This window comes from Pseudomonas sp. UYIF39 (genome assembly GCF_029963765.1).
Classification (GTDB): Bacteria; Pseudomonadota; Gammaproteobacteria; order Pseudomonadales; family Pseudomonadaceae; genus Aquipseudomonas.
Map to the genome: position 1 here is coordinate 1 of NZ_JALBYU010000042.1, position 25,361 is coordinate 25,361.

At 60.0% G+C, this 25,361-nt stretch carries 20 protein-coding genes; 15 read left to right on the forward strand and 5 right to left on the reverse strand.

Annotated features, from left to right (window positions below; genetic code table 11):
- Positions 1-121: 121 nt before the first annotated feature.
- Together MO767_RS29565 and MO767_RS29570 are read right to left on the reverse strand one after the other, a co-directional pair.
- Positions 122-925: a putative hydro-lyase gene (locus MO767_RS29565; RefSeq protein WP_282483425.1), complete on the reverse strand. Its 804-nt coding sequence runs from the start codon at positions 923-925 to the stop codon at positions 122-124.
- Positions 926-1,016: 91 nt separating this feature from the next.
- Positions 1,017-1,964 (reverse strand): LysR family transcriptional regulator, encoded by a 948-nt coding sequence (locus tag MO767_RS29570; RefSeq protein WP_282483407.1) that lies wholly within the window; start codon positions 1,962-1,964, stop codon positions 1,017-1,019.
- Positions 1,965-2,230: 266 nt separating this feature from the next.
- Between MO767_RS29570 and MO767_RS29575 the strand changes: the two genes are divergently transcribed.
- The 15 genes from MO767_RS29575 (at position 2,231) to MO767_RS29645 (ending at position 21,088) form a co-directional block, all read left to right on the forward strand.
- Positions 2,231-3,493 carry an OprD family porin gene (locus MO767_RS29575; protein WP_282483408.1) on the forward strand — a complete coding sequence of 421 codons (1,263 nt, stop codon included), beginning with the start codon at positions 2,231-2,233 and terminating at the stop codon, positions 3,491-3,493.
- Positions 3,494-3,657: 164 nt separating this feature from the next.
- A complete protein-coding gene (locus MO767_RS29580) occupies positions 3,658-4,884 on the forward strand; it encodes an RtcB family protein (RefSeq protein ID WP_282483409.1) in 1,227 nt (408 codons plus the stop codon).
- 460 nt (positions 4,885-5,344) lie between these two features.
- Positions 5,345-7,906 (forward strand): nitrite reductase large subunit NirB, encoded by a 2,562-nt coding sequence (gene nirB / locus MO767_RS29585; RefSeq protein WP_282483410.1) that lies wholly within the window; start codon positions 5,345-5,347, stop codon positions 7,904-7,906.
- A complete protein-coding gene (nirD, locus tag MO767_RS29590) occupies positions 7,906-8,286 on the forward strand; it encodes a nitrite reductase small subunit NirD (RefSeq protein WP_282483411.1) in 381 nt (126 codons plus the stop codon). Before nirB ends, nirD begins: the two co-directional genes overlap by 1 nt.
- Positions 8,283-8,723, forward strand: coding sequence for a CBS domain-containing protein (locus MO767_RS29595; RefSeq protein ID WP_282483412.1), 441 nt, complete (start codon positions 8,283-8,285; stop codon positions 8,721-8,723). Before nirD ends, MO767_RS29595 begins: the two co-directional genes overlap by 4 nt.
- A 145-nt stretch (positions 8,724-8,868) precedes the next feature.
- A complete protein-coding gene (locus MO767_RS29600) occupies positions 8,869-9,312 on the forward strand; it encodes a hypothetical protein (RefSeq protein ID WP_282483426.1) in 444 nt (147 codons plus the stop codon).
- A 116-nt stretch (positions 9,313-9,428) separates the two neighbouring features.
- On the forward strand, positions 9,429-10,775 hold the full coding sequence (locus MO767_RS29605; protein ID WP_282483413.1) for a coproporphyrinogen III oxidase: 1,347 nt from the start codon (positions 9,429-9,431) through the stop codon (positions 10,773-10,775).
- A gap of 6 nt (positions 10,776-10,781) precedes the next feature.
- On the forward strand, positions 10,782-12,170 hold the full coding sequence (gene hemN / locus MO767_RS29610) for an oxygen-independent coproporphyrinogen III oxidase (protein WP_282483414.1): 1,389 nt from the start codon (positions 10,782-10,784) through the stop codon (positions 12,168-12,170).
- A 268-nt stretch (positions 12,171-12,438) separates the two neighbouring features.
- A complete protein-coding gene (locus MO767_RS29615; RefSeq protein ID WP_282483415.1) occupies positions 12,439-14,652 on the forward strand; it encodes a NosR/NirI family protein in 2,214 nt (737 codons plus the stop codon).
- Between the two features lie 56 nt (positions 14,653-14,708).
- Positions 14,709-16,628, forward strand: coding sequence for a TAT-dependent nitrous-oxide reductase (gene nosZ / locus MO767_RS29620; RefSeq protein ID WP_282483416.1), 1,920 nt, complete (start codon positions 14,709-14,711; stop codon positions 16,626-16,628).
- Between the two features lie 27 nt (positions 16,629-16,655).
- Positions 16,656-17,951, forward strand: a complete 1,296-nt coding sequence (locus MO767_RS29625; RefSeq protein ID WP_282483417.1) for a nitrous oxide reductase family maturation protein NosD — start codon at positions 16,656-16,658, stop codon at positions 17,949-17,951.
- Positions 17,948-18,871 (forward strand): ABC transporter ATP-binding protein, encoded by a 924-nt coding sequence (locus MO767_RS29630; RefSeq protein ID WP_282483418.1) that lies wholly within the window; start codon positions 17,948-17,950, stop codon positions 18,869-18,871. The genes MO767_RS29625 and MO767_RS29630 overlap by 4 nt, the downstream gene beginning before the upstream one ends.
- A complete protein-coding gene (locus tag MO767_RS29635) occupies positions 18,868-19,698 on the forward strand; it encodes an ABC transporter permease subunit (RefSeq protein ID WP_282483419.1) in 831 nt (276 codons plus the stop codon). The genes MO767_RS29630 and MO767_RS29635 overlap by 4 nt, the downstream gene beginning before the upstream one ends.
- A 32-nt stretch (positions 19,699-19,730) precedes the next feature.
- Positions 19,731-20,234, forward strand: coding sequence for a nitrous oxide reductase accessory protein NosL (locus MO767_RS29640; protein ID WP_282483420.1), 504 nt, complete (start codon positions 19,731-19,733; stop codon positions 20,232-20,234).
- A 110-nt stretch (positions 20,235-20,344) separates the two neighbouring features.
- Positions 20,345-21,088, forward strand: a complete 744-nt coding sequence (locus tag MO767_RS29645; RefSeq protein WP_282483421.1) for an SDR family oxidoreductase — start codon at positions 20,345-20,347, stop codon at positions 21,086-21,088.
- Positions 21,089-21,608: 520 nt separating this feature from the next.
- Here MO767_RS29645 and MO767_RS29650 read toward each other — a convergent pair.
- From MO767_RS29650 to nirJ, 3 genes are all read right to left on the reverse strand, one after another.
- A complete protein-coding gene (locus MO767_RS29650) occupies positions 21,609-23,102 on the reverse strand; it encodes a nitrite reductase (protein ID WP_282483422.1) in 1,494 nt (497 codons plus the stop codon).
- Positions 23,099-23,938, reverse strand: coding sequence for a uroporphyrinogen-III C-methyltransferase (cobA, locus tag MO767_RS29655; protein ID WP_282483423.1), 840 nt, complete (start codon positions 23,936-23,938; stop codon positions 23,099-23,101). Before cobA ends, MO767_RS29650 begins: the two co-directional genes overlap by 4 nt.
- A 70-nt stretch (positions 23,939-24,008) precedes the next feature.
- The gene (nirJ, locus tag MO767_RS29660) at positions 24,009-25,187 is read right to left on the reverse strand and encodes a heme d1 biosynthesis radical SAM protein NirJ (protein ID WP_282483424.1); all 1,179 of its coding nucleotides are present in this window, start codon (positions 25,185-25,187) and stop codon (positions 24,009-24,011) included.
- Positions 25,188-25,361 lie beyond the last annotated feature (174 nt).

A 25,361-nucleotide genomic window follows, 5' to 3' on the forward strand; every position in this document is an offset into this window, starting at 1 on the left:
CTTGCGGTCTTCCTGAAACACCGCATTGTCTGATTTCACGACTGCTTCGCAGCCGAACGCAGCCTCGCAAGCTCGACAGCTGCTACGGAGGGTGTCGTTCCATTGCCGCACACCCACGCTTTTACAAAGCACTGTTGTACAAATCCGTCACCAGCATGCACCCGGGGGCATGGGTGATGCACAGTGGCGGACGTGAGGCCTGCACCACTGATTGAGGCGTCACACCGCACGCCCAGAACACCGGTATTTCATTAGCTTCAATGGGGACGGTATCGCCGTAGTCCGGGGTGTTGAGCGCGTGGATGCCGATCAGAGACGGATCACCGATGTGCACGGGGGCGCCGTGGACGTTGGGCATGCGCGCGGTGATTTGAATGGCCTGGATGGCGTCAACGGCTTTCATTGGTCGCATGCTCACCACCAGCTTGCCACCGAGGCGAGCGGTGGGGCGCGTGTCGATGTTGGTCTGGTACATGGCGACATTGCGCCCCAGATCGATGTGCTTGAGGGGGATGCCGGCATCCAGCAGCGGTTGTTCGAAGGAGAACGAGCAGCCGATGGCGAACGCCACCAGGTCATCCTGCCAAAGGTGCTCGATATCCAGCGGTTCTTCGCTCAGTTCTCCATGGCGATAGACCCTGTATCGAGGCACATCGTGGCGAATATCAATGGCTGCTCCGAGATTGCGGAAATACGGATCCCCCGGCTCGGTAATGTCGAGCAACGGGCAGGCCTGACGATTGAGGGTGCAATACCTGAGGAACTCGTTGGCCCAATCACTGGGCAAAATCACGATATTGGCTTGCACCCGGCCTTGGCCCAAGCCGCTGGTGTGACCCTGATAGTGCCCGGCGGCGATGTTTTGGCGCAGGGCGAGAGGAGTGCTGCGCTGCAGTTGTGCGAAGGACAGGGCGGGTTGATTCATCATGGTGTCTCGGCAGGTTCGTTGACCCTTTTTAGAAAACCACGGTGATGCCGTCCAACTAGGAATGTTGTTGCCCCCAGACAACTAAAAGTTATTCAAGGGGCAGTCGGCTGTCGAGGCCCGGTGCCGCCACCATGAGTAACGGACCGACATCTGCCGCGTATTGGCAGACCACCTGGCGGCTCATCTCGACGATGTTCTCGATCAGTTCCAGTCCGACCCCCGCGCGCCACGAGGCCACGACATCCAGTTGCGGCAATCGACTGCCGGGATCCAGCTGGATCAGCTCGCCGCTGGCCAGGGGTTTGGCCACCAAGGCCGCCGGCAAGGCGCCAATACCGAAGCCGTCACGAATCAGTCGGGTCATGGCCGACACCGAGTTGACGCAACTGACGCGTGGTGCGCCGATGCCATGGGCGTGCAATAGGTTGAGCACATCCTGATGCGGTCGTGAGTGTTTGACGAAGGTGATGATGCGCTCACCGGCCATCTCGGTGAGCGAGGCATAAGGCCGGGCGTAGATCGAGTTGCTGGCGGCGATCCAGTGCATAGGGTAGTGCGCCAGTTCGAGGTTGCGCACGCTTTCGTGGCGGATCAGGTCCGTCTGGAAAACGATGTCCAGATAGCCCTTTTGCAGTTGCTCGCAGAGATTGCGTGCGGCATCGGCAGTGATCTCGATTTCCACCGCAGGGAAGGTCTGCATCAGGGTCGACATCAATGGGCTGAGCCAGGTGTGGATCACCGTATCCATCACGCCGATGCGCACCAGCCCCTGCTGCGGGCTGGTGTTGTCCAGCGAGTGTTTCAGTGCGCGCTGAACCTCGAGCATTTGCTCGGCGTAGTCGAGCACCTTGAGACCTTCGGGCGTCAGCGATACCCCGCGTGAATCGCGCACGAACAGTCGCAGACCCAACTCATCTTCCAGTGCGGCGATCCGGCTGGAGATCGCAGCCTGAGTGCTAAACATTTTCTCGGCGGTCAGGCTGAAGCTTTGCAGGCGGGCGACCCAGACGAAGGTTTCGAGGAATTTGAGGTTCATGGCGGTTCCCTTGGCGCTTGTGGTTCTTGTAATGAAGGGGCGATTTGCAATTGTTACTCCAGAGTCCGCCATCGCGGGCATCAAATTTTCTTATGCATAACCTCGTCTTTTTCCCGTTTGACGCCGTTCTGCCCCGACACGAAGAATCCGCACCACGGCGCAGGCCGCTGCGTCCGCCCCCCACGACAACGCCTTCACAAAAAAACAATGAGGCGTGTCCGTCATCTTCGCTTGCTACCGCAGGAACCTCTTCCATGGGAAAAATCATGACTGTCCACGTGCCTTCAAAAACGGGTCGCACCCGCCCGTTCAATGGGTGCGCCCCGGTTGGTACATTGCTCGGCCTGAGTCTGCTCTGCGCGCCGGCCGCACAGGCGGACTTTGTGGCGGACAGTAAAGGCAGCCTGGAAGCGCGCAACTTCTACTTCAACCGTGATTTTCGTCAGGACGGTTCGCGCGACAAGGCCGAGGAATGGGCGCAGGGTTTTCTGTTGCGAATGGAGTCGGGTTACACCGCTGGCACGTTCGGTTTCGGCCTGGATGTTTTGGGCATGGCCGGTTTCAAGCTGGACTCCGGTGGCGGTACGGCGGGTACCAATCTGTTGCCGCCGGATTTGTCCGGCGGCTCACAGGATCGCTACGGCGAGTTAGGCCTGACCGGCAAAATGCGCGTGTCCAACAGCACCCTGAAGTTCGGGACGTTGCAGATCAAGGACCCGGTGGTGAATTCCAACGATACCCGTCTGTTGCCGAGTACGTTCAAGGGCGGCCTGGTGAATGTGCAGGAAATCGATCGTTTGAAGCTCACGGCCGGTCAACTCACACAGATCAACTTTGTCGACTCCACCGACTATCAGGACATGACCGCCAACCGCATTGGCGGGCTAAGCGATAAGTTTCAGTTTGCCGGGGCCGACTATCAGTTCCTGCCAAACCTGACTGCGCAATACCGCTACGGCCAGCTGGAAAACATCTACCAGCAAAATTACCTCGGGTTTGTGCACTTGCTGGACCTGGGCGCCGGCCAGTCGCTAAAGAGCGACGTACGCTATGCGCGCAGTACCGAAGACGGCAATTTTCGTGATATCGACAACCAGGCCTTTGGCGCGTTGTTCACCTATAGCCTGGGCGGCCATGCGCTGGGTTTCGGCTATCAGCGCATGAGCGGCGACGATCCGTTTCCGTATATCGGGCGCAGCGATCCGTACTTGGTCAACTTCGTGCAGATCGGTGACTTCGCCAACATCGACGAACATTCCTGGCAGGCGCGCTACGACTACAAGTTTGTCGCGCTCGGTGTGCCGGGGTTGACCTTCATGACCCGCTACATCTCTGGCGACAATGTGCAACGCACTGCGCCGGGTGAAGGCAAGGAATGGGAGCGCAACACCGATATCGCTTACGTGGTGCAGGACGGTACCTTGAAAGGGCTCGGCCTTAAATGGCGCAACGCGTCAGTGCGTTCGAACTTCGGTAATGACCTGGATGAGAATCGCGTGATCGTCAGCTATACCGTGGCGCTGTGGTAGATGATTTTCAGGGAGTGGCTGTCGCAAAGTAGGACAATCAAAGCTGGCGCGTCGGCTGCTATACCTTTCTCAACCGGCGACCGGTGATGTAATTGCACTGACCTTTTTCACCTCAGGCACCAGAACAACGTCGAACAGTCGACCAATCGAAAAGAGTCGAAGTCATGCAAGCAGCTACCTCCCAACTGCTGGAAGTCGTCAACGGCAAACCGATCAAGCTCTGGACCGAAGGCGTCCCGGTAGAACACGAAGCCAGACGGCAATTGATAAACACCGCCAAGATGCCGTTCATCTTCAAGCATCTGGCGGTGATGCCCGACGTACACCTGGGCAACGGGTCGACCATCGGCAGTGTGATTCCCACGGTCGGCGCGATCATTCCGGCCGCTGTTGGGGTGGATATTGGTTGCGGGATGATCGCCGCGTGCACGTCGCTGACCGCCAGTGATTTGCCGGACAACCTGCATGGCTTGCGTTGCGCGATCGAGAAGGCGGTGCCCCATGGCCGCACCAGTGGGCGCGGCGGTCGGGACAAGGGTGCCTGGGACAGCGTTCCGCATCAGGCGGACCGGGCCTGGGCGGCACTGGATTCGAGGTTCAAGGCGATCACCGACAGGTACCCGAAGCTCGCCAACACCAACAACCGTGGGCACTTGGGCACGTTGGGCAGCGGAAATCACTTCATCGAAGTGTGCCTGGATGAAACCAACCGGGTCTGGTTCATGCTGCACAGCGGTTCCCGTGGCGTCGGCAACGCTATCGGCAACCTGTTCATTCAAATGGCTCAGGCGGATATGCGTCAGCACCTCGCCAATCTGCCGGACCGTGACCTGGCTTACTTTAAAGAGGGCAGCCGGCACTTCGATGACTACGTCGAAGCAGTCGGCTGGGCCCAGGACTTTGCCAGGCAGAACCGTGCATTGATGATGCAAGCGGTGATTCAGGCGACACGAAAAGTGATCAGCAAGCCTTTTGAGGTGGCGCTGGAAGCGGTGAACTGCCACCACAACTACGTGCAGAAAGAGCGGCATTTCGGTCAGGATATTCTGGTCACCCGCAAAGGCGCGGTGTCGGCCAAGAAGGGCGAGTTGGGGATTATTCCGGGATCGATGGGCGCCAAAAGCTTCATCGTCCGCGGGCTGGGTAACGAGGATTCATTCTGCTCCTGCAGCCACGGCGTCGGCCGCACCATGAGTCGAACCAAAGCGAAAAGCCTGTTTACCGTCGAAGACCAGATCCGTGCCACCGCCCACGTGGAGTGCCGCAAGGATGCTGCCGTCATCGATGAAATTCCAATGGCCTACAAAAACATCGACCACGTCATGCACGCCCAGCGCGAGTTGGTGGAAGTGCTGCACACCTTGCGTCAGGTGGTGTGCGTAAAAGGATAGGAAGAATGGGCGCGCATTCATCGCGACAGCAGTGGAGCGTAGCCTGCCCAAACTGCCGCGCACTCAAGAAGGCACGCGATTGCTGGACGACTATTCTGATCCGGAACGGTATAGCCTTCGTGCACTTTTATAAGGCTGCGCAACACCCTTCTGCACTATGCGAAGGCAAATATCGAGCGTTCATGGGCCCCCGTGGTCCCTATTTAACTGCGCAAATGCCGCCAATGGCCAACTGGCACAAAGTCTGCAAGACACTGTTCAGGCCCACTGTGAATGCAGTCGAGTGGGCAGCCCCCTCGGTCAACGACGATCGATTGGCCGAACAGGTCGCGGGCAACATCGGTGGATCCGGCATAGATGCCTGACCTGGCACCGTAAACGAACAGGCAAAGACGCCTGGAACCGTAAGGTTTCAGGCGTTTTTTTTTGCTTTTTGAACAGCTATCGACGGGTGTCTCTTATGAATTCCAATGTTGCCACTTTGAACAAGCTGCAAACGCTGATCGTGATCGGCAATGGCATGGTCGGACATCATTGTGTCGAACAGCTGATCGAACGCGGTGCCCTTGATCACTATCGGCTGCACGTGTTCAGCGAGGAGCCGATGCGTGCCTACGACCGCGTGCACCTTTCCGAGTATTTCTCCGGCCGTGATGCCGAGTCGCTGGCCCTTGGTGAAGCCTCGCTGTACCAGACCCCGGGCGTCACCCTGCATCTGGGGGTGCCGGTCCTGGAAATCGACCGCGCCCGCCGCCAGGTGATCACCGCGCAAGGCTGTGTCTCTTACGACAAATTGGTGCTGGCCACCGGGTCCTATCCGTTTGTGCCACCGATCGAAGGCGCCGAGGGCGATTCGCGCCTGGTGTATCGCACCCTTGAAGACCTCGACGCCATACGTGCCGCGGCAAGCAACGCCCGACGCGGTGTGGTGGTCGGTGGTGGCTTGCTGGGCCTGGAAGCGGCCAACGCCCTGAAAACCCTGGGGCTGGAAGCCCATGTGGTGGAATTCGCACCGCGCCTGATGCCGGTGCAGCTGGACGAATACGGTGGCCTGGCGCTCAAGGCGCAGATCGAGCGGCTCGGCGTTGGTGTGCACCTGTCGCGCGGCACGCAATCGATCAGCGCAGGCGAGGAATACCGCTACCGGATGAACTTCGCCAATGACGAATTTCTGGAAACCGACCTGATCGTGTTCTCCGCCGGTATCCGTGCGCAAGACGCACTGGCCCGTCAATGCTCGCTGGAAGTCGGCCCGCGCGGCGGTGTGGTGATTGACGACCAATGCCAAAGCAGCGATCCAAACATCTACGCCATCGGCGAGTGTGCCGCGTGGAATGGCAGTATTTTTGGCCTGGTCGCCCCGGGTTACCAAATGGCGCGCGGTGTTGCCGCATTGTTGTGCAACGAAACCGCCGAGCCGTTCATGGGCGCGGACATGTCGACCAAGCTCAAACTGCTGGGTGTCGATGTCGGCTCCATCGGCGATGCGCATGGCAGCACACCGGGCGCGCGCAGCTATCAGTTCATCGACGAAACCACCGCCAGCTATCGTCGCCTGGTGGTGGACGCGACCGGCAAGCACGTACTCGGTGCGGTGCTGGTGGGTGACAACAGCTATTACGACACGCTGCTGCAATACATGCAGAACGCGATTGCGCTGCCGGCGGAACCCGCCAGCCTGATTCTGCCGTCGTCCGAAGGCGCACCGACTCTGGGCCCAGGCGCGTTGCCCGAATCGGCCACGGTGTGCTCGTGCCACAACGTCACGAAGGGCTCCATTTGCTCGGCCATCGACGGTGGCTGCACCGACCTCGGCCTGCTCAAGTCGCAGACCAAAGCCTGCACCGGTTGCGGTGGTTGTGCCGGGCTGCTCAAGCAGGTTTTCGAACATGAGTTGATTGCCCGTGGCGTCAGCGTCGACAAGAGCCTGTGCGAACACTTCGCCTATACCCGTCAGGAGCTTTATGCGCTGGTGCGGGTAGAAGGGGTGATCACCTTCGAAGAACTGCTGGCCAAGCATGGCCGTGGCCACACCGGTTGCGACGTGTGCAAACCGGCGGTGGGCTCGATCCTCGCGTCGTGCTGGAACCAGCCGATCATGGACGCGTCACTGGTGCCGCTGCAGGACACCAACGACACCTTCATGGCCAACATGCAGAAAAACGGCACCTATTCGGTGGTGCCACGTATCCCCGGTGGCGAGATCACCGCCGACAAACTGATCGCGATCGGTGTGGTGGCGAAGAAATACGACCTCTACACCAAAATCACCGGCGGCCAGCGTATCGACCTGTTTGGCGCGCAGTTGCATGAATTGCCGGACATCTGGGCCGAGCTGATTGAAGCTGGTTTCGAAACCGGGCATGCCTACGGCAAGTCAACCCGTACGGTGAAGTCTTGCGTCGGCAGCACCTGGTGCCGTTACGGCGTGCAAGACAGCGTGCAAATGGCCTTGACCATCGAGGACCGCTACAAGGGCCTGCGCTCGCCGCACAAGCTCAAATTCGCGGTGTCCGGTTGCACCCGGGAATGCGCCGAGGCCCAGAGCAAAGACGTTGGCGTGATCGCCACCGAGAAAGGCTGGAACCTTTACATCGCCGGCAACGGCGGCATGCGCCCACGTCACGCCGAGCTGTTCGCCACCGACCTCGACGATGCGACCCTGATCCGCTACATCGACCGTTTCCTGATGTTCTACATCCGCACCGCTGACAAATTGCAGCGTACCTCGGTGTGGCGCGAAAGCCTGGAGGGCGGCCTCGATTACCTCAAGGACGTGATCATCAACGACAGCCTCGGGCTGGGTGAAGAGCTCGAATCGCAGATGCAACTGGTGGTCAACCGCTATGAGTGCGAGTGGGCCAACGCCCTCAAAGACCCGGAAAAACTCAAGCGGTTCCGTACCTTCGTCAACGATAAACGCCCGGACCCGGATATCCATTTTGTCCAGGAACGCGGCCAGCGGCGCCCGATCATGGCCGCCGAACTCAACCTTATCCCTGTTATCGAGGAGATTGCCTGATGAGCCAGTTCAATACCCAACGCATCGATTCCCTGGAAAACACCGAGGCCTGGCAAACGGTGTGCGAGCAACAGGATCTGGTCAGCAATTCCGGTGTCGTCGTCTGGCTCGATGGCGCGCAAGTGGCGTTGTTCTACCTGCCGAATGTTCACGGCAAGACCCTTTACGCCATCGACAACCATGACCCGCAATCCGGGGCTAACGTGATCGGTCGCGGGTTGGTGGGCAGCATCAAGGGGGATCTGGTCGTTGCATCGCCGATCTACAAACAGCATTTCCGTCTTGAGGACGGCAGCTGCCTGGAGTACCCGCAACAGCGACTGCGTGTCTGGCCTGTGCGCTTGAATGCTGGCGCGGTGCAAGTCGGGGTGCACGTATGAAAACAGCCGCACAGCTACTGAAACTCAAGGTCGTGCAAAACCAACACGTTCACAGCATCGCGCCGGACCAAATGGTTCTTGAAGCGCTGAAGTTGATGGCCGAGAAGAATGTTGGCGCGCTGCCTGTCATCGAAGACGGGCAGGTGGTCGGCGTGATCAGCGAGCGCGACTATGCGCGCAAGGTCGTGCTGCAGGGGCGCTCTTCGGTCGGTACGCCGGTGCGCGACATCATGAGCGCGCCGGTGGTGACCGCTGATAGTCAGCAGAGTATTGAGCGTTGCATGGCGGTTATGACTGACAGCCATCTGCGTCATTTGCCAGTGATGGAGGGCGGTGAACTGATGGGGCTGTTATCGATTGGGGATCTGGTCAAGGAAGCTATCGTTGAGCAGGCGGATTTGATTCGGCAACTGGAGCATTACATTCGCGGGCACTGAACGGGGCTTGGGGGTTTTACGGCTTTCTTGATCAGTGTCAACCGCATCGCCAAGCGGGCTCTGTAGTCTAAAGAGACCGACAGCCAGTGCGCTCACCCCAATGTTCGCCGTAGCGCGGGTTGCCTTGACCCAAGGCGAAAACACCATGATCTATCCGCTGATTCTGACCTTGCACCTGTTTGCCGCGCTGATCTTCATCGGCACGGTGTTCTTCGAAGTCCTGTTCCTGGAAAGCATTCGCAAACAGTTACCCGCCAGGGTGATGCTGCTGGTAGAGCAGGGTATCGGCCGCCGAGCCCGCTCGCTGATGCCGTGGGTGCTGCTGGTGTTGTTCGGTGCGGGGCTGGGCATGGTCTGGTTGCGCTACTTGCCAGCCCTTGCCTCACCACTGGCCTCATCGTTCGGCACATTGCTGGCGTTGAAAATCGCGGTGGCCGTGAGCGTGCTGCTGCATTTCCTGGGCGCCATGTTGTTGTTCAAAAGCGGCCGAATGAGCCCGCGATACCTGCACTTCATCCATACCAGCCTGTTCTGCCACATGGTCGTTATCGTGCTGCTGGCCAAGGGCATGTTTTACCTGACGTGGTAATCGGGGCTGACCGGTGGTCCGTAGTGCAAACACTTGGCTTGCGCTTGATACAAATCAAGGAGCATTGATGGTCAAACCCGGAGACTGAAAGTCCGCAGCCAGTCTCGGAGACCGTCATGCTCGATTTATTTCACAACCCAGGCGAGATCGCTCGGTGCGATCAAGGCGTGCTTGACCCTAACTGTCATGCCGACACGCAAAAATTTCATGACGGTATTGGCTCTCTGGATCTGCTTCGTGCACTGCGCGTCAGCCGCCAGAAGTGCCGTCCGCTGTCCCTGAACGTGCAACTGCCTTCCAGCCTCAAGCCGTCTTCCTGTGCCCCACGTGATATCGCCAGCGAATACAACGGTATCGAGCAGTGCCTTCAGCACCTGGAGCGGGAAATCGACCTCGTCGGTTGTCACCTCGGTGCAGAGCAACGGGTCGAGCAGTTTCATCTGGGGGGCGGAACACCCGCGCCTGCCCATCTGGAGCGGCTGATGAGTCATCTGCGTGGCCGGTTCAACTTTCTTGAACATGAAGGCGGTGACTACAGCGTCGAGGTGGACCTTCACCATACCGACTGGTCGACCATGGGGTTGTTGCGCGACCAGGGATTCAACCACGTCAGCATCGGCGTTCCGGATATCGACGCCGACTGTGACAGGTCGGTGGCCTGCTACCAGAACCCGGCGCCGATCCAATCGCTCATGGATGCCGCGCGCACCTTTGGCTTTCGATCCATTAACGTCGATCTGGGTTTTGGCCATGCCTGGCAGACGCCAGACAGTTTTGCGCTGAAGCTGGCGAGCATTATCGAGCTGGAACCGGACCGGCTCATGGTGTTCGACTATGCCCGGCCACCACGGCGCTATCGGCCGGTGCTCGGTGACAAAGTCAGAGCGCTGTGCAGCCAGGACGATAAAGGCGCGATGCGCCAGATCTGCTTTGATCAACTGCTTTGCGCGGGTTATCACTACATCGGTCTGGGGCAGTTTGTCCGGCCCGATGATGATTTGGCGGTCGCCCAGGAGCGCGGCCGGTTGCGCCGTACCTGTGAGGGTTTCTCCCGTCACGGCTATTGCGATCATGTCGGATTCGGTTTGGGCGCCATCAGCCAGATCGACGATTTGTACACGCAAAATACCGACGAGATTGAACGCTATCAGCAGCAACTGGACATGCGGCAATTGCCAACGTGTCGAGGCTGGCGCTTCGAGGCGGGGGATCAGATCAGGCAGATGGTCATGGAGCGTCTGGCCTGTGATCAGGAACTGGATATCCGCGCCATCGAGCGGCGCTATGGGCTGGTTTTTTCAAAGTACTTCTCCGCCGTCTGGCCGTTGCTGGAGCAATTGAGCCGGGACGGGTTGATTGAATTGTCAGACCGTTTCATCAGCATTCTTCCCGCCGGTCGGCCGGAAGTGGATGCCATCTGCAACCTGTTTGAAAAGGATTTGGGCGGGCCCATTGCGAGTTGATCGATCATGAACACGACATTTGATTTCAATCGCGCCCTGGTCGAAAAGTACGACCGCCCGGGGCCGCGCTATACCTCTTACCCCACGGCGCCGCAGTTTCATCAGGCCTTTGCCGTGGACGACTATCAGCGTGCCGCCCGTGACAGCAATCAGGTGGCCGCGCCGAAACCGTTGTCGGTGTACATCCACATTCCGTTCTGCAAAAGCCTTTGTTACTACTGCGCCTGCAACAAAATCATTACCCAGAAAACCCATCGCGCCGTCGAGTACCTGAAGTACCTCAAGCGTGAAATCGCGATGCAGGCGGCCTTGTTCGACAACACCCGCAAACTCACTCAGTTGCACCTGGGGGGCGGCACGCCGACCTATTTGACCAGCGAGCAGCTGGCGGACCTGATGGACTGCCTGCACCAGGCGTTCAACATGGATGACAGCGATGACCATGAGTTCTCCATCGAGGTCGACCCACGGACCATCAGCACCGAGCAGATTCAGTCGTTGCGCCAGTTGGGCTTCAATCGCCTGAGCTTCGGCGTGCAGGATTTCGACCCTGACGTGCAGGCCGCGGTCAATCGCCTGCAAAGTGAAGAGCAGATTTATGCGCTGGTCGCTGCGGCGCGCGAGGCGCAATTCAAGTCAATCAGCGTCGACCTTATCTACGGTCTGCCCCTGCAAACCGTGCAGAGTTTCGACGTCACCCTCAGCAAGATCATCGCGCTGCGTCCGGACCGGATTGCCGCCTACAGCTACGCGCATTTGCCGGAGATGGTCCGCGCGCAACGGCTGATTCGCCCCGCCGACATGCCGCCGCCGGAGCGCAAGCTGGAACTGCTCGAGCTGACCATCCGCCGTCTGTCCGAGGCCGGTTACGTCTATATCGGCATGGACCATTTCGCCTTGCCGGATGACGAACTGGCGCTGGCCCGGACCAATGGCACCCTGCAGCGTAACTTTCAGGGCTATTCCACCCATGCCGACTGCGATCTGATCGGCCTTGGGGTGTCGTCGATCGGCAAGGTTGGCGACAGCTACAGCCAGAGCGTCAAGGAGCTTTCGCAGTACTACGCCCGTATCGATCAAGGGTTGTTGCCAGTGCATCGGGGTTATCGCTTGAACGCCGACGACCTGCTGCGCCGCGAGGTGATCAGCGACCTGATGTGCCATGGCCGTATTGCGTTCGACAAGTATGAGGCGAGGCATGGCATTCGCTTCACCGAGTATTTTGCCGAGGCGCTGGCCCAGCTGGGTGAGCATGTGCGCGATGGATTACTACAGATTCACCGCGACGAACTGGTGCTGTTGCCACAAGGGCATTTGATGATGCGCAGTGCCGCGATGGCGTTTGACGCCTATCTGGGTGGTGAGCAAAAAGGGCAGTTTTCACGCACGGTTTGAGAGGCAAAACACGCTCTTTGTAGCTGCCTTGTGGCGAGGGGATTTATCCCCGTTCGGCTGCGCAGCAGTCGTAAAATCAGGCGACGCGGCGTCTCAGGAAGACCTCGTGTTCAGGTTTCACGACTGCTACGCAGCCGAACGCAGGCTTCGCCAGCTGCTACAAGGTTTGCGTGTGGCTTGGCTGATCGGTATTACCCTGGAGCTTGTCTTCGGGGGTATTTTCTCAAGTTGATTTCAATCAAGGGCAGGGGGCGCAACGCTCCCTAACATGACCGAAAGCCCTTTTGAAATCAGCGAACCCATGACAATCCATCAGCCTTCAATACACGGCAACCTGCGCGCCTGGGGCGTCGGGCTGGTGGTCATGCTGACACTGATGCTCGCCACCTTCGAGGTGGTGCAAGCCAAGCAGTACGGCGACATCGAGCAGCAGCGCATCGAGAAAACCTTCCCTCAGACCGATTCCGTTTCCGCCCCCGAAGGCCGGTTCAAGGTGCGCACACTGTCCGCCGCCGGCAAGGTCATCGGTTATGTGTTCCAGAGCCTGGACGTGGTGGATATTCCGGCCTACTCGGGCAAACCGATCAACACCCAAGTGATTCTCGACACGACCGGCATGATTCAGGATGCCTATGTGCTGGAACACCACGAGCCGATTCTGCTGATAGGCATCCCTGAGGCAAAACTTCACGGCTTCAGCGCCAAATACAAAGGCATCAAGGTCAGCCAGCGGGTCGTCGTCGGCCATTCCAGTGACCCGAACGCGGTCACCGTCGATGCGATTGCAGGGGCTACCGTCACGGCCATGGTGGTCAACGAGGTCATCATGCGCGCCGCCCACGAAGTGGCCGTATCGCTGAAACTGATCGAGGACTCGGCCGGTGTGGCGCGCAAGCCCGCCATCGTGCGCCAGGACTATTTCGAGCCCGCCACCTGGGAACAACTGACCGGCAACGGCGCAGTCCGCCGCTTGAACCTGACCCGTGGCCAGGTCGATGCCGCCTTCAAGGGTACCGAAGCTGAAGGCCTCGACAATGCCCCCGCCGATCAGGTTGATGAGACCTTTATCGAGCTGTACACCGCCGACCTGAATCCGCCGACCATCGGCCGTGCGCTGCTGGGCGACAACCAATATCGATTCCTCATGCAAGACCTCAAGCCCGGCGAGCAGGCCATCGCGGTGCTGGGTCGTGGGCTGTTTTCCTATAAGGGCTCGGGGTATGTGCGCGGCGGGATTTTCGATCGGGTGCAATTGCGCCAGTTCGGGAATGTCATCAGCTTTCGCGACATGGACCATCAACGGCTCTCCGACGTGTTTGCCAAGGGCATGCCGGAATTCACTGAGATGTCGATTTTCATTGTGCGCGAACCGGCGAAGTTCGATCCGGGATCGCCCTGGTCCCTGGAGTTGCTGGTGCGTCGTCAGACCGGGCCGGTCAGTGGCACGTTCAGCAGCTTCGAACTGCCTTATCAACTGCCCGAGCCGTACCTTGAACGGCCACTGCCCAGCGCCGAAGAACTGGCCGCCATCGAGGAAGCCGGTCGGCCAATGTGGTTGACCATCTGGTACCAGAAACACTTCCAGATCGGCGTACTCGGGACCGCGTTGCTGCTGCTGACGGCGATCCTGTTTTTGCAGGACAAATTCACCCGCCGCCCACATTTTCTGCACTGGCTGCGTCGGGGTTACCTGGTCTTTACCGTGGTGTTTCTCGGTTGGTATGCCCTGGGGCAACTGTCGGTGGTCAATGTCCTGACCTTTGTGCATGCGCTGTTCGAGCACTTTCGCTGGGAGCTGTTTCTCACCGATCCGCTGATCTTCATGCTCTGGGTCTTCGCTGCGGCGAGCATTCTGCTGTGGGGGCGTGGCGTGTTCTGCGGCTGGCTGTGTCCGTTTGGCGCCTTGCAAGAGTTGATCAACGAAGCCGCGCGCAAGCTGAAAATCCCCCAATACGAATTGCCGTTCGCAGTGCATGAGCGCTTGTGGGCGATCAAATACATCATTTTGCTGCTGCTGTTCGGCATCTCCCTGGAGTCGATGTCCACCGCCGAACTGTTCGCCGAAGTGGAACCGTTCAAGACCGCCATCACCCTCCGGTTCGACCGCCAGTGGTGGTTCGTGCTCTACGCGGTGTCGCTGCTGGTCATCAACCTCTTCACGCGCAAAGTCTATTGCCGCTACATCTGCCCCTTGGGTGCGGCGCTGGCGATTCCGACCAAACTGCGCCTGTTCGACTGGCTCAAACGCCGCAAGGACTGCGGCACGCCCTGCCAACTGTGCGCCAAGGAATGCGAGATCCAGGCGATTCATCCCGATGGCCGGATCAATGCCAACGAGTGCCACTACTGCCTCGATTGCCAGATGACTTACCAGAACGACAACAAGTGCCCGCCGCTGATCAACAAGCGCAAGAAGCGCGGCAAACCGGCACCCGCCGCTGTGCAACTGATACCTGTCGTGGAAGTGACCGCTCTGGAATGAACCCCGCGAGCGCCCGTCCGCAGTGACCGTTTTTATCCCTTCAAGGAAAACACCTGATGAACGACACAGAATCCAAAAAGACCACTGAAGTGCCGGAACCGACCGGCCTCAGTCGTCGCGGCTTCCTGGGCACCAGCGCGGTGACCGGTGCGGTACTGGCCGGCGCCACGGCCATTGGTGGCGCGGTCTTCACCCGTGAGACATGGGCGGCAGCGGCCAAGGACGCGCAATTGAAAACCCACGTCGGGCCGGGCGAATTGGACCAGTACTATGGTTTCTGGAGTGGCGGCCATCAGGGGGAAGTGCGGATCATGGGCATTCCATCGATGCGTGAGTTGTTGCGTATTCCGGTGTTCAACGTCGATTCCGCCACCGGCTGGGGCCTGACCAACGAAAGCAAACGTATCATGGGCGACAGCGCCCATTTCCAGAATGGCGACTGCCACCACCCGCATTTGTCCATGACTGACGGCAAGTACGACGGCAAATACCTGTTCATTAACGACAAGGCCAACAGCCGCGTTGCGCGCATCCGTCTGGACATCATGAAGTGCGACAAGATGCTCACCGTGCCCAATGTGCAGGCCGTTCACGGGCTACGCCTGCAAAAAGTGCCGCACACAAAATACGTGTTCGCCAATGCCGAATTCGTGATTCCGCACCCCAATGACGGCAGCACCTTCGACCTGCAGGACAAGAACAGCTACACCATGTTCAACGCCATCGATGCCGAGAAAATGGAGATGGCCTTCCAGGTCATCGTTGACGGCAACCTCGATAACACCGACGCCGATTACACCGGCAAGTACGCGGCTTCTACCTGCTACAACTCGGAGAAGGCCTACGACCTGGGCGGCATGATGCGCAATGAGCGCGATTGGGTGGTGGTGTTCAACATTCAACGCGTTGAAGCGGCGATCAAGGCCGGCAAGTTCATCACCGTGGGCGACTCCAAGGTGCCGGTGGTCGACGGCCGTAAAAACGACGGCAAGGACAGCGAGTTCACCCGCTACATCCCAGTGCCGAAGAACCCACACGGCATCAATATGACGCCCGATGGCAAGTACTTCATTGCCGCCGGCAAACTCTCGCCCACTTGTACGATCATCGCCACTGCGAAACTGGATGATCTGTTCGACGACAAACTCAAGGACCCGCGTGACGCGGTGGTCGGCGAGCCGGAACTGGGTCTGGGCCCGCTGCACACCACCTACGACGGCCGCGGTAATGCCTACACCACCTTGTTCATCGACAGCCAGGTGGTGAAGTGGAACGTGGAGGAGGCCATCCGTGCTTACACCGGCGAGAAGGTCAACTACATCAAGCAGAAACTCGATGTGCAGTACCAGCCAGGCCACAACCATGCCTCGCTGACCGAAACCCGTGAGGCCGACGGCCAATGGCTGATGGTGCTCAGCAAGTTTTCCAAGGACCGCTTCCTGCCGACCGGCCCGCTGCATCCGGAAAACGATCAGTTGATCGATATCTCTGGCGAGGAAATGAAACTGGTGCACGACGGCCCGGCCTTCGCCGAACCCCATGATTGCGTCATGGCCCGTCGTGACCAGATCAAGACCAAGAAGATCTGGGACCGCAACGACCCGTTTTTCGCCGAAACCGTGGTCATCGCCGCAAAGGACGGCATCAAGCTGGAAACCGACAACAAGGTCATCCGCGACGGTAACAAAGTCCGCGTCTACATGACCTCGATGGCCCCGGCCTACGGCCTGCCGGAATTCACGGTGAAACAGGGCAACGAGGTCACGGTGACCATCACCAACATCGACCAGATTGAAGACGTGACCCACGGCTTCGTGATGACCAACCATGGCGTCAGCATGGAAATCAGCCCGCAGCAGACCTCATCGATCACCTTCATCGCCGACAAGGCTGGCCTGCATTGGTACTACTGCAGCTGGTTCTGCCATGCGCTGCACATGGAAATGGTCGGCCGCATGAAGGTCGAGAAAGCCTGACCGTTGCCCATCGACAGGAGCGAAGTAATGACTGATAGCAAGGGAAACCCGGTGAAGGTCATTACGCTTGCGCTTGCGCTCCTGCTGCTGTCCGGCAGTGCGCTGGCGGTGCAACCCATCACCACGTTGCCGTTGACGGTGGACGCCGATCAACGCTGGCACCTGCCGGCAGGGGAATACCGTGGCTCGTTCAGCGTCGATCAACCGATGCAGATTGTCTGCGAGCCGGGTGCGGTATTTCAGGGCGAGGGGCAGGGCAACGGTTTGATCATCAGGGCGCCGGATGTCGGCATCGAGGGCTGCACCTTTCTGGACTGGGGGCACGACCTCACGGCCATGAACGCGGCAGTGTTCATCCAGCCAAAGGCCCATGGTGCGGTGATTAAAGGCAATCGCCTGCAAGGTCAGGGTTTCGGTATCTGGGTCGATGGCACTGCGGATGTGAGCCTGATCGACAACCGCATTCAGGGTGATCCCGCGATGCGCTCCCAGGATCGCGGCAACGGTATTCATCTGTATGCCGTGCATGGCGCCAGGGTCATTGGCAATCAGGTGCGCGACACCCGCGATGGCATCTACATCGACACCTCCAACGGCAACCTGCTGCAAGGCAATACCCTGGAAGACTTGCGCTACGGCGTGCATTACATGTTCGCCAACGATAACCAGCTGATCGGCAACACCACCCGCCGCACCCGCACCGGCTACGCCTTGATGCAAAGCCGCAAGCTCACGGTGATCGGCAATCGCTCCGAACAGGATCAGAACTACGGGATCCTGATGAACTACATCACCTATTCAACCTTGCGTGACAACTTCGTCACTGACGTGCGCGACGGCTCGACCGGCGACAGCATGATCAGCGGCGCCGAGGGCAAGGCGTTGTTCATCTACAACTCGCTGTTCAACAGCATCGAACACAACCACTTCGAGCACAGCGCCGTGGGCATCCATCTCACCGCGGGCTCGGAAGATAACCGCATCGCCGACAACGCTTTTGTTGGCAACCAGCGGCAGGTCAAGTACGTCGCCACCCGCTTGCAGGAATGGTCAGCGGATGGCCGGGGCAACTACTGGAGCGATTACCTGGGCTGGGACCGCAACAACGATGGCCTCGGCGATATCGCCTACGAACCCAATGACAACGTCGACCGACTGCTGTGGCTATACCCGCAGGTGCGGCTGTTGATGAACAGCCCCGGCATCGAGTTGCTGCGCTGGGTGCAACGGGCCTTTCCGGTGATGAAATCGCCGGGGGTGCTGGACAGCCATCCGCTGATGAAGTCATCCACTCAAACCCTGACCCAGGAGCCCACCTCATGAACGTCATCGATATCGAAGGCGTCAGCCAGCGTTATGGGCACGCCACGGTGTTACATAAGCTCAACCTCAGCCTGGCGGAAGGGGAAGTGCTGGGCTTGTTCGGGCACAACGGCGCGGGCAAGACCACCAGCATGAAACTGGTGCTTGGCCTGCTCCAGCCCAGCGAAGGGCAGGTCAGGGTGTTCGGCCGTTTGCCCAGCGATCCCCACGTGCGGCGCCTGCTTGGTTATCTGCCGGAGAACGTGACGTTTTACCCGCAGCTGAGCGGTGTTGAGACCTTGCGCCATTTCGCGCGACTCAAAGGCGCCGCGTCCGCTCAGGTGGACGTACTGCTGGAGGAGGTCGGCCTGGCCGGTGCGGCGTATCGGCGGGTCAAGACCTACTCCAAGGGCATGCGCCAGCGCCTGGGGCTGGCGCAAGCGCTGCTCGGCGAGCCGCGTTTGTTGTTGCTCGACGAACCGACGGTCGGCCTCGATCCCATCGCGACCCAGGACCTGTATCGGCTGCTCGATCGCCTGCGCAGCCAGGGCACCAGCATCATTCTCTGCTCCCACGTGTTGCCGGGCGTCGAAGCGCATATCAACCGTGCAGCGATTCTGACCCAGGGTCGCCTGTTGGCCCTCGGCAGTCTGCGCAGTTTGCGTGAGGAAGCCGGGTTGCCGACGCTGATTCGCGCCAACGGCCTGAAGCACGCCGGGCCTTTGCAGCAACGCTGGAACAACGCCGGGCACGTCACCGAACGTTGGGGCGTCGAAGGGCTTGAAGTGGCCGCGCTCAATGGCAGCAAGCTTGGGCTGTTGCGCCAACTGCTCAATGAAGACGAACCGGCTGACGTGGAAATCCATCAGCCGTCTCTGGAAGATATTTACCGCTACTACATGAGCCGGGCCGCTGCGACGCCGATCGGGGAGGCCGTATGAACGCTGTCTGGAACATGGCCCGCAAGGAATTCAGTGACGGTTTGCGTAATCGCTGGTTGTTGGCAATCAGTGTGTTGTTCGCGGTGCTGGCCATCGGCATCGCCTGGTTGGGCGCTGCGGCCTCTGGGCAATTGGGTTTCACCTCGGTGCCGGCCACCATCGCCAGCCTCGCCAGTCTGGCGACGTTTTTGATGCCGTTGATTGCGTTGCTGTTGGCCTATGACGCCATCGTCGGTGAGGACGAGAGCGGCACGTTGCTGTTGTTGCTGACGTACCCCTTGGGTCGCGGGCAGATTCTGCTGGGCAAGTTTGTCGGCCACGGGTTGATCTTGGCGCTGGCGACACTGATCGGTTTCGGCTGCGCGATGTTGGCGATTGCGGTGCTGGTCGACGATGTCGAACTGAGCCTGCTGCTCTGGGCGTTTGGCCGTTTCATGCTGTCGTCGACGCTGCTGGGTTGGGGGTTTCTGGGGCTGGCCTATGTGCTGAGCAGTGTGTCCGCCGAGAAGTCCACGGCGGCCGGGCTGGCGCTGGGCGTCTGGTTCTTCTTCGTGCTGGTGTTCGACCTGGCACTGCTGGCGCTGTTGGTGCTCAGCGAAGGGCAGTTCAACCCGAAAGTGCTGCCCTGGTTGCTGCTGCTCAATCCGGCCGACATCTATCGCTTAATCAATCTCTCCGGTTTTGAGCCCGGCGCCAGTACCGCGGGTGTGCTGACCCTGGGCAGCGATTTGCCGATGCCGGGCTCGATGCTCTGGCTGTGCCTGTCGCTGTGGGTGGCGGCGCCATTGGGCTCGGCCTGGCTGTTGTTTCGTCGCCGGGCGACATGAATTTTCACTTTGGTTTTTAGGAGCAGTTGACGATGAATACGTTTTATCTGACGACGATGCGCGCGGTGGGGGGCCTGATGATGTGCCTGTTTCTGACGGCCTGTGACAACCCGGCGCAAGCCACCTACAGCAATGCGGCCGCAGCCTTTCATCCCAGTGATGAATGCCATGTCTGCGGGATGATCATCAACGGATTCCCCGGACCCAAGGGCGAAGTCGTCGAGCCGAACGGGGTCAAGAAGTTCTGCTCCACGGCAGAAATGATCGGTTGGTGGTTGCAGCCGGAAAATCATCATGGCAATGCAAAACTGTATGTCCACGACATGGGCCGCAGCCCGTGGAACGCGCCGGATGACGCCCACCTGATCGATGCCAAAGACGCGTTTTACGTGGTCGGCACCCAACTCAAAGGCGCCATGGGCGTGGTGCTGGCGTCGTTCTCCAGTCGCGAGGCCGCTGAAAAGCTTGCCGCTGAACAGGGCGGTCGCTTGTTGCGGTTCAGCGAGATCACTCCGGCGCTGTTGCAGCAACACTGACGCCGTCGAGAAAATCTGATCGCCGTCAAGTCGGTATTTCTTCATCTGCTCAAAGATAGGGGCTCGCTATGTCCCCAGTGCTTGGCATCCGTGATGCCCAGGAGTAAATGATGAAAACCGAGTTTCAGGATCGTTTGGCGGTGGTCACGGGTGCGAGCTCCGGGATTGGCCTGGCACTGTGCGCCGCGCTGTTACCGCGCGGCGTCAAGGTGCTGGCGATGTCACGGACCCTGGGTGAACTGCCGCCGTTGCAGCAGATCTACGGCGAGCGATTGCAGTGGTTTGCCGGGGATGTCACGAGCCAGCAAGACCTGCGCGAGCTGGCCGAGCGCGCTGCGGCGATTGGCCCCGTGGACTATCTGGTGCCCAACGCGGGGATTGCCGAAATGGCTGACAGCCTGGATATGCAGGCCTTTCAGCGCCAGTGGGCGGTCAACGGTGCCGGGGCGTTGAATACGCTGGCGGCGTTGCGGGGTGAATTGGCGAGCCCGGCTTCGGTGGTGTTTGTCGGGAGTTTTCTGACCGGTTCGAGCTTTCCGGGGTTGGCTGCGTGCATTGCCAGCAAGGCTGCGCTCGCGGCTCAGGCGCGGACGCTGGCGGTGGAATTTGCGAGCTTTGATGTGCGCATTAATCTGGTCTCGCCGGGGCCGACGGCTACCTCGATGTGGGATCACTTGGGGTTGAGCGAGGGGCAGCTTGGCGATGTTGCCGACACCCTTGGTAAACGTCTGTTGCCGGGTCATTTTCTTGATGCTTCGGCGGTGGCTAATGTGATTCTGTTTCAGTTATCGCAGGGGGCTCGGGGTGTTTACGGGCAGGACTGGAAGGTTGATAACGGTTACACCTTGGGCTGAAGTCCGTTCGGGGTACATATCCGTTGCTGCGGTCACGGCGGCTATTGGTTCCGCCCTTACGGCGGGTCACTTGGAGAAGCGCCAAGTAACCAAACGCTTTCGCCCCTGACGTACGGTGCCTCGCCTGGGCTCGGCATGCCCTCGTTCCGGTCCTGCTCCGTGGGCCCGCCGCCATCGGCCATCCATGGCCGGGGGCGGCTACCGCGGCATCCTTGCCGCGGTGCCCACTGCGCAGGACCTGCGCTCGGCCTTCCGACGGGGCAGATCAAGATCAAAAGCCAAAGCCAAAGCCAAAGCAAAGCAACAGGAACCGGTCCCGCCGGGAACGATCATCACACCTTGAGCTGAAGCCGCTCCGCGGTCCGTAGCAGCTGCCGAAGGCTGCGTTCGGCTGCGAAGCAGTCGTAAATCCTGCATCCTCGGTAAACCTGACACACCGCAGCGTTTGATTTTGCGACTGCTGCGCAGCCGAACGCAGCCTTCGACAGCTGCTACAGGGATGGGCATGAGGGCAGGAGACCTAGTGCGAAGTCCCCTCGGCAAACTCAATCTTGTTCCCCACGTTGTACTTGCCCGAAGGCTTGTTCATCGGAATACGTTTGATCTCCTTGAGGGTGTCGCTGTCGTACACAATCAGTGCACCGTCGGTGGCCCAGATGCTCAGCAGCAGGTAACGACCGTCGCGGGTGAACTCAACGTGAGCGGCGGTTTTGCCGGGCATCGGGCGTAACGTGTGGGCGATCTCCAGGGTCTGTTTGTCGATCAGGTGGATCGCATCGTTGTCGGGCCCGAAGAACACGTCGCTCCAGGCATACCGTGAGTTGACGTGACTGCGCATGAAGAAACCCGGCCCCAGGGTCGGGATTTCCTTGATCAGTTTCCAGGTCTTGAAGTCGATGACCGAGATCAGCCCCTTGCTGATATTCGGCGTGGCGAACACCCACTCGCCGTTGCGTTTCCAATAAGTCCCCGAGCCCAGATGCGGCATGCCCGGCAGCGGGATGTCGGTTACCACCTTGCCGCTGTCGAGGTCGATCACTTGACCGCCCTGGGCTTTGCGCGATGTGGCCAGTAGCTGTTTGTAGTCCGGTGAAAAAGAGAAATCGTCGAGAAAGTCCCCGGCCGGGATCCGCCGTGGTTCGAAATCCGGTGTGCCAGCCCAGGACAGTTCCCAGACTTCCTTCACGTCCTTGAGCGCCACGATGAAGCTGTCCCGCGGCGGGGCGGAGTAGACCGCGCTGACCCGTGACTCGGTGCCGTCCTGACCGACGGCGGGAATGGTTTTGACCAGCGACAGATCGCGGGCATCGAGCACTACAAGATTGCCGGGCAAATAATTGCCCACCAGCACCCAGCGTCCATCCTTGCTCACCGCCAGGTTGCGGGTGTTGAGCCCGGCGCGGACCTCGGCGATCAACTTCAGGTTGTGCAAGTCATACAGGCTGATCCAGCCGTCACGGGAGGCGAAGTAGACGAAGCGTCCGTCCGGCGAGAACTTCGGCCCGCCATGCACGGCGAAGTGCGAAGCAAACCGCGCCAGCACTTCAAAGCGGTCACCGTCGAGGATGTCGATGTGATGGTCGCCGGCTTCCACCACCACGAACAGGTTCAGAGGGTCGGCGCCATGCTGGGGGGTGGTGGGCAATTTGCTGAGGTCCGCGAGCATCGAGTGACTGCCGCGAATGTCGTCATTGCTCCAGGTGGGCGGGGTGGCGGGCGGTTGCTGAAGGTAATCCACCAGCGCGTCGATCTGCGCGGGGCTGAACACAGTGGCGTACCCGGCCATTTGGCTCGCGGGGCGGCCGTTCTGGATCACGCTGCGGATTTCATCAGGTTTGATCCGGCTGAGGCTCTCCGGCAACAACGCCGGTCCTGCACCGCCGAGACGGTTAATGCCGTGACAGCTCTGGCAATGCTGCTGATAGTTTTCCGCTGCCTGTTCAAATGCCGGAACTGTTGCGCCGGCCTGGGCCGCACTGGCCCATAAAATGTGGGCAAGGAGCATGCGCCTCATATCGCCACCTTGGCGTGGCGTTGCAGTGCTTGGGCCGGGTAAAGCCGCGCCGGGTATTCCAACTGTTCTGCGGCAAACAGATCGACCACGGTGCCGATCACCGTCAGCGTCGGAATGCCCGGCGGACAATCCAGCGCCAGCGTCGGTAGTTGGTGCAGCTTGCCACGGGCGACGTGCTGGTCGGGCCGCGTGCCGTTGCTGATCAAGGCCGCCGGTGTATCGGCCGACAGCCCGGCTTCGATCAAGCGTTGAGCGATGATCCCCAGGTTCGACAAGCCCATGTAAAACACCAACGTCTGACTACTGTCGGCGAGGCTGCTCCAGGGCAGCGACAACTCGCCATCGCGTTGCAAATGGCCGGTGATGAACCGGCAGGAGTTGACCAGGTCGCGGTGGGTCAACGGTATCCCCGCGTAAGCGCTGCAGCCGGAAGCGGCGGTGATGCCCGGCACCACCTGGCAATCAATACCGCGTTGCAGCAGGTACTCCAGCTCCTCGGCGCCACGACCGAAGATGAACGGGTCGCCGCCCTTGAGCCGGACCACGCGCTGCCCTTGATCGGCGAGGTCGGCCAGCAGTTCGTTGATCTGTTCCTGGGGCAGGCTGTGGCAGCCGCTGGCCTTGCCGACGTAATGGCGGGCGCAGGTGAGGGGAATCAAGGTCAGCAGTTCGGGGCTAATCAGCCGGTCGTACACCACGGCGTCGGCCTGCATCAACAGGCTCCAGGCGCGCAGGGTCAGCAGGCGTGGGTCGCCGGGGCCGGCGCCGACCAGGGCAACTTCGCCCGGCCGGAACGGGGACTCAAGTGAGGCCGGTATAGCAATCGATGGAGGCATGGGACGTCCTTAGTGCTTCATCAGGTTGCCCGGCTCCAACCTTTGTCAGGTGGTTGGCCGGACGGGCTATTCAGTGGGTGATGCAAGGGATGGTGGGTAATGGCGGCAGACCGATTTCGTCATCGCTGAGATGACAGCCGGGGTCCTGGCCCCACAGATCTCCCTCGGCCCAGGCGCGAGTTCGGGTATTGCCGTTGCAGATGGGCAACCAGCGGCATTGCGCGCAACGACCGCCGACGGCGCGGGGGTGTTCACGCAGGCGCAGCAGCAAGGTATCCGGCTGATCCAGCCACAGCGTGCGAAACGACGTGCGCCGGACATTGCCCACCGAGTGCTGCCACCAGTAGGTGTCCGGGTGCACTTCGCCGGTGTTGTCGATGTTGGCAATGCCGCTGCCCGACGCGTTGCCGCCCCAGGCGCGCAGCATGTTTTCCAGGCGTGGGTATTGCTCGGGCAGACGGAGGCCTGCCCATTGCAGAAGCAAAATGGCGTCGGCATCGTTGTTGCCGCTGACAAAGTCGCTGTCGCGGCCCTGTTGGATGTCTTCCCAGGCGCGCTCAAAGATCAACGTCATGGCCTCGCGGCTCATCTGCTGGTGCGCGTCGAGTTTGCGGCTGCGTTTACCGCGCCCGCTGTAGTTGAGGTGCGACAGGTAAAACTTTTGCACGTCGTACTCGCGCATCAGCGCCAGCAGTTGGGGCAGTTGTTGATGGTTCTCCTGGGTCAGGGTGGTGCGCAGGCCAACGCGAATGCCCTGTTCGCGACAGAGCCGGATCGCCTGCATGGAGCGGGCGAAGCTGCCTTTGAGTTGGCGGAAGGCGTCATGGGTGGGCTCCAGGCCATCGATGCTGATCCCGACGTAGTCGAAATTCGCCGCGCTGATCTGCGCGATGTTCTGCTCATCGATCAGTGTGCCGTTGGTGGACAAGGCCACAAAGAAACCCTTGGTCCGGGCGTAGGCACTGAGCACAAACAGATCCTCGCGCAACAGCGGCTCGCCACCGGAAAGAATCAACACCTTGACCCCGGCATCGTGCAGGTCGTCGATCACGGTCAGCGCGGCGGCCGTATCCAGTTCGTCGCGAAAGACACTGTCGGCCGAGGTGGCGTAGCAATGTTTGCAGGTCAGGTTGCAGCGTCTGAGCAAGTTCCAGATCACCACCGGCGCCCGATTACTGCCCGGTGGACTGGTTCTCGGCGCAGGCGACTGGCCGGCCAGTGCACGCAGGTATTGGCTGATCCTCAACATGTAACTCTCCTTCAGTCAGAGCGTGTTCAGCGCGAAGCAATAGGCAAACGCAAGCCTGATGCCCTTAGCAGCTGTCGAGCTTGCGAGGCTGCGTTCGGCTCGGGCCGCGATCGGACGCAGCAGTCGTAAAACCTGTGTGCGAGGTTTATCTGAAACACCGTATCGCCTGATTTC

Excerpts from the sequence above, each read along its gene's own strand:
- MO767_RS29575 (WP_282483408.1), top strand. The coding sequence starts at position 2,231 with ATGACTGTCCACGTGCCTTCAAAAACGGGTCGCACCCGCCCGTTCAAT.
- nirJ (WP_282483424.1), bottom strand. The coding sequence starts at position 25,187 with ATGTTGAGGATCAGCCAATACCTGCGTGCACTGGCCGGCCAGTCGCCT.
- MO767_RS29645 (WP_282483421.1), top strand. The coding sequence starts at position 20,345 with ATGAAAACCGAGTTTCAGGATCGTTTGGCGGTGGTCACGGGTGCGAGC.
- nosZ (WP_282483416.1), top strand. The coding sequence starts at position 14,709 with ATGAACGACACAGAATCCAAAAAGACCACTGAAGTGCCGGAACCGACC.
- MO767_RS29605 (WP_282483413.1), top strand. The coding sequence starts at position 9,429 with ATGCTCGATTTATTTCACAACCCAGGCGAGATCGCTCGGTGCGATCAA.
- nirB (WP_282483410.1), top strand. The coding sequence starts at position 5,345 with ATGAATTCCAATGTTGCCACTTTGAACAAGCTGCAAACGCTGATCGTG.
- MO767_RS29630 (WP_282483418.1), top strand. The coding sequence starts at position 17,948 with ATGAACGTCATCGATATCGAAGGCGTCAGCCAGCGTTATGGGCACGCC.
- MO767_RS29595 (WP_282483412.1), top strand. The coding sequence starts at position 8,283 with ATGAAAACAGCCGCACAGCTACTGAAACTCAAGGTCGTGCAAAACCAA.
- MO767_RS29615 (WP_282483415.1), top strand. The coding sequence starts at position 12,439 with ATGACCGAAAGCCCTTTTGAAATCAGCGAACCCATGACAATCCATCAG.
- MO767_RS29625 (WP_282483417.1), top strand. The coding sequence starts at position 16,656 with ATGACTGATAGCAAGGGAAACCCGGTGAAGGTCATTACGCTTGCGCTT.
- MO767_RS29635 (WP_282483419.1), top strand. The coding sequence starts at position 18,868 with ATGAACGCTGTCTGGAACATGGCCCGCAAGGAATTCAGTGACGGTTTG.
- nirD (WP_282483411.1), top strand. The coding sequence starts at position 7,906 with ATGAGCCAGTTCAATACCCAACGCATCGATTCCCTGGAAAACACCGAG.
- MO767_RS29570 (WP_282483407.1), bottom strand. The coding sequence starts at position 1,964 with ATGAACCTCAAATTCCTCGAAACCTTCGTCTGGGTCGCCCGCCTGCAA.
- cobA (WP_282483423.1), bottom strand. The coding sequence starts at position 23,938 with ATGCCTCCATCGATTGCTATACCGGCCTCACTTGAGTCCCCGTTCCGG.
- MO767_RS29580 (WP_282483409.1), top strand. The coding sequence starts at position 3,658 with ATGCAAGCAGCTACCTCCCAACTGCTGGAAGTCGTCAACGGCAAACCG.
- MO767_RS29565 (WP_282483425.1), bottom strand. The coding sequence starts at position 925 with ATGAATCAACCCGCCCTGTCCTTCGCACAACTGCAGCGCAGCACTCCT.
- MO767_RS29640 (WP_282483420.1), top strand. The coding sequence starts at position 19,731 with ATGAATACGTTTTATCTGACGACGATGCGCGCGGTGGGGGGCCTGATG.
- MO767_RS29650 (WP_282483422.1), bottom strand. The coding sequence starts at position 23,102 with ATGAGGCGCATGCTCCTTGCCCACATTTTATGGGCCAGTGCGGCCCAG.
- MO767_RS29600 (WP_282483426.1), top strand. The coding sequence starts at position 8,869 with ATGATCTATCCGCTGATTCTGACCTTGCACCTGTTTGCCGCGCTGATC.
- hemN (WP_282483414.1), top strand. The coding sequence starts at position 10,782 with ATGAACACGACATTTGATTTCAATCGCGCCCTGGTCGAAAAGTACGAC.